Annotated in this window: 3 protein-coding genes; all 3 read right to left on the bottom strand. The window is 48.1% G+C overall.

Features of this window, described 5'->3' with window-relative positions; genetic code table 11:
• The coding region (locus VIM87_RS24790) for a GumC family protein (protein WP_331999592.1) at positions 1-2,252 on the bottom strand (2,252 nt) is incomplete at its 3' end.
• 3 nt (positions 2,253-2,255) lie between these two features.
• Positions 2,256-2,963 carry a polysaccharide biosynthesis/export family protein gene (locus tag VIM87_RS24785; protein ID WP_331999591.1) on the bottom strand — a complete coding sequence of 236 codons (708 nt, stop codon included), beginning with the start codon at positions 2,961-2,963 and terminating at the stop codon, positions 2,256-2,258.
• A gap of 162 nt (positions 2,964-3,125) precedes the next feature.
• Positions 3,126-4,761: nucleoside-diphosphate sugar epimerase/dehydratase (locus VIM87_RS24780; protein WP_331999590.1), on the bottom strand; the 1,636-nt coding region annotated here is incomplete at its 5' end.

Here is a 4,761-nt window from a genome sequence, read left to right as displayed (position 1 = left end):
ATCTTAGGCAGCTTCCGCTGTTGATATAGTTCTTTGATCAGCTGCACCTGCTGTTTAAAGGTGTAACCCTGCCTTACCAGGTAAAGCGTTGCATCTGCAAAGCGCCCCAGGATCTGTGCATCGGTCACCAGGCCAATGGGGGCGGTATCTATGATCACATAGTCAAACTGTTCTTTCAGCTCCGCAAAAAGCTGTTCTGTGCGTTCCAGCAGCAGCAGCTCTACCGGGTTGGGGGGAATGGGCCCGGAAGGTATTAACCAGAAATTGTCGTGGATACCGGAGGGTTTTATGAGCTCATCCAGCGATACCTTTCCAATAGCATAGGTGCTGAACCCAAGCTGGTTGGGAAGCCCCAGCATCTGGGATATTTTAGGCTTGCGCAGGTCCATCTCCATTAACACCACACTTTTGCCCGACAGGGCCAGCACGGCCGCCAGGTTGGTGGCCACAAAGGATTTACCTTCCCCGCTCATGCTGGAGGTAAGCAATATCACCTTCTCTTTTTTACCGGAGAGTATGAACTGCAGATTGGTGCGCATAGCCCTGAACTGCTCTGCAACCGGGCTGCGGGATTCTTTTTCCACCACTACCCTTTCATGGTTGGCATTATGCCCTATTTCTGCCAGGATGGGTGCGGGGGTATTCTTAGTAATATCTTCCTTATCGGTAACACGGCGGTTTAAGAGCTCGCGCAAATACAGCCAGGCGGAAAGTAACAGGATGCCGCCTATAAGGCCCAGCAGATAGGTTAATGCGCGCCGTGGCTTAAAGGGCAGCGGCTCACTTTTGCCCAGATCTATGATCCTTGCAATGGCTATGTTGGATGATTTGGAGATGGCGGATTCTTCCCGCTTTTTCAGCAGGAACAGGTACAGCTCCTGCTTTACGGTTTGCTGGCGGGAGTAATCGAGGAAAACGCGCTCTTTACCGGGTACGCTGCGGATCTCGCTGCTCACCAGGTTTGCGTTATGCTGTAAGCCTGCAAGCCCGGCCTGGATACCCTGCTTCAGAGATGCCAGGTTGTTCTGCAGATCTGTACGCAGCCCTTTCAGCTGCTGGTTTAAATTCTGTACAAAAGGGTTGGTTTCTGTATTGGACAACAGCGCTCTTTCCCGTTCCAGCTGAAGGGAATTATACTTTTCCACCAGGGCTATAAAAGTAGGGTCCTGTATAATTAAGGAGGAGGGCACTACCCGTTTATTATTCTGTTCATCCCGGATATATTGCTCCAGCGTTTCTACTATGCTCAAACGCACCTGCTGTTCGGTAAGCTGTTTGGAAAGATCGCCGGTGGTAGCTACCAGCAGCTTGGACTGCTCTTCCAGGTTAGCCAGCTGGTTGGATTGTTTGAACTGCTGAATATCTTTTTCCACACCGGCCAATTCTGCGCTTACTATTACCAGGCGGTTATCTATAAAGGAAATCGTGCTGTCGGCTATACGGTTCTTATCCTCCACGCTGGCCTGCAGGTAGGCATCCAGCAGCTTGTTCAGCACTTTCTCACCCTTATCGGGAATGGTGGCAGTTAATGACAGGTCAATGGTGCTTACCTGTTTGTTGGGTACATCAATATCCAGCAGCAGCTGATAATCGCTCACCGTATTATCTATCGACTGCATTTTTATCAGGTATTCATCATTCAGCAGCGGAAACTGATCGTTCCGGCGGATCCATACAATGCCTTCGGGCAGGTGCAGGGTATCATTCCAGGCGGCTTTCCGGGAAACATCCTTATAGTTGAGCGTGAATTCTTTTTCATTGAGTGGTTTCAGCACATACTTTACCTCATCCAGCGTATCCTTCATGGTTAGCCAGTGAAAAGTGAAGGGCAGCTTTACAAACTGCTCTGTCTTTTTTACCCGGCCTTCAACAAAATAGGTGGTGTTCAGCTCCATATCCCTAACCACTTTTTCCATCAGCGTGCGGGATTTCAGGATCTCTACTTCATTATCCACGCTGCTTTTATTGTTAAACATCTGCAGCTGGCTCAGAATTTCTTCGCCGGGCAGGTCGCTGCCCTTCTGATCATCCTGCACCAATATCTTCCCCTTTATTTTATAGCTGGGTGTTGCATAGCGCAGGTATAGCCAGGAAAGGAAAAGCCCCAGGACGGCGCAAAGCACAAACCAATACCAATGCCGGATCAGCCGGTCCAGGGTTTTTCTGAGATCGCCTGCAGCGTTCTGTCCTTCATCAGTTTGAAATACGGCATCCATGCCATGCATCCCATTAACCTGTGTTTTCTCATTCATAAACTAAAACTTAACTCTTGATGCAACTACAATTAAGAGGGTTAATACCGTAGCCATAATGGAAATCCTTCTTACCTGAGCTACATCTGTAGATACAACTTTGGATTTATTCGGTTCTACATACACCACATCGCCCTGCCGCAAATAGAAGTAAGGTGAGCTGAATATTTTACTATCGTTCAGATTAAAGCGTATGAACTCTTTGTTACCATTATTATCCCTTATCAGCAAAATGTTTTCGCGCCGGCCATAGATGGTAAGATCTCCGGCGGCGCCAATGGCATCCAGCAGTGTTATTTTTTCATTTGGCATTACGTAAGAGGCGGGCCGGGTTACCTCACCCAGCACCGTGATCTTAAAGTTTGCAAAACGTACATTCACTACCGGGTCTTTATAAAATTCAGCGGCTTTGGTACGTACGGCATCCCGTACCTGGTCGGTGGTTTTATCTTTCACCATGATCTTCCCGATCAGGGGCAGTATTACGTATCCTTCCTTATCTACCAGGTAGCCGGCCACCACACCTGCGCCGGTGCTGCCACTGGGGCTGGTTGCCGATACAGACCAGTTGGCGGTATTCTGCTGGTTTAGCAGCGCTGTTGCATTAGGGTCTAGGGTTTGTATGGATACCTGTAGTATGTCATCCGGCTGTATAACCGGAGTATTAAAGGCGGCCATGGCCACCATTCTATATCTTGCGGTATCCGGCATATCCTGGAAGTAAGTAATGTTCTTGGGCGCCGAACAGGATGAACAATACAAGTAAAAAATTCCTCCAATTAAACAATGCAGCCATTTTTTTACGCTCATGCATACGCGTTTCTCCGGTCTAATCATGCCTTATTCTAATTAACTTCTTTTGATGGGTTAGTATTATAATTTCATTTTATCCAGCTGCTCAAAGGTGGAATTGCGGCTTATGAACTCCGGCACCAGCTTTTTCATGAGGGTTACCGTGGGTGTTATATAATGTTCATGTGCAGTATTCAGCAATTCTTTGATCAGCTCCGATACTTCCACAAAATCATATTCCCGTACGCTGGCTATCATTATTTTTTCGTGATAGGTAGGACGGGTATTTTCCGCTGTATTTAACAGCTCTTCGTACAACTTTTCGCCGGGACGTAAGCCGGTAAAAAGGATCTGGATGTCTTTCTCCGGCTCACGGCCGCTCATGCGGATCATTTTTGCGGCCAGGTCGGCTATCTTAACGGGCTTGCCCATATCAAAAACAAAGATCTCCCCGCCCTCTCCCATTGCGCCTGCTTCCAGCACCAGCTGGCAGGCTTCGGGAATGGTCATGAAATAGCGGGTTATCTCCGGGTGAGTAACAGTGAGGGGGCCGCCATTTTCCAGCTGCTTTTTAAAGCGCGGAATAACAGAGCCGTTAGATCCCAGCACATTGCCAAAGCGCGTGGTAATAAAACGGGTAGGCGGTGTTGCGCCTAAAGTACCATTCTTCTGAAAGGTATCGTGCAGGTAGCGGTTGTAGGATTGTATAAAGATCTCCGCTATTCTTTTAGAGGCGCCCATTACATTGGTGGGGTTCACTGCTTTGTCTGTAGATACCATGATGAACTTTTCCACTTCATATTCTACAGACAGCTCTGCCAGTATTTTCGTACCTCTTACATTGTTAGTAACGGCAATGGATGGATTTTTTTCCATCATGGGCACGTGCTTGTAGGCGGCGGCGTGGTATACTACGGTAGGGGCATACACTTCAAACAGCTGCTGCATGCGGTTACGGTCACATACATCTCCAATAAAGGGAACCACCGGTATGTCGGGTGCGGTTTCTGCTACTTCCAGCTCCAGCTCATGCAGGGCTGATTCTGCATTGTCGCACATAATAATAGCGGCGGGCGAGTTCTTGATCAGCTGGCGAACCAGCTCACTGCCAATAGATCCTGCGGCGCCGGTCACCAATACGTACCGGCCTTTTAAGCCACGGCTCACCTGCTGGTTCTGTATATTAATAACAGAACGTTCCAGCAGGTCTTCGATATTAATGTCTTTTAACTGCGTATTGTTCCAGCGGCCGCTGATCCACTGATCTACCGGCAATACTTTCTGCACGCGTATGTTCAGCGCTGCGCACTGGTCTACCAGCTCGTTCAGCAATGCGGGTTCTATCTGCTCATCTGCTATAATAAGCAGTTTAATACGTTCCTGTGTTACCAGCTTTTGTAAAGAGGCGCGGCAGGCTGCATAAATAGGCAATCCTTCCAGCCGCCGGCCGGTAAGCACGCTGGTATTTTCAAGAAAGGCTACTACCCGGATGTTTGCATCATTATCTTCATTGATCATTTTGCGCACCATTACACCGGAATGGCTGGTGTTATAGATGGCGGCCCTGAGCTTATTTTCATTACGCTCACGCCAGTAAAAACGGAAGAACCATTTAACGATCAAACGATAGGATAACCAGGTAAAAATGCTGATAAAGAAGTTAATGACAATCACAGACAGGGGGAAGATCATAGCCCCTTCATTTAAGAGCTTAATG

The organism is Chitinophaga sp. (assembly GCF_036569125.1).
Lineage (GTDB): Bacteria > Bacteroidota > Bacteroidia > Chitinophagales > Chitinophagaceae > Chitinophaga.
The sequence above is the reverse complement of the archived record's forward strand: the minus strand, read 5'-3'. Positions and strand labels throughout refer to the sequence as shown.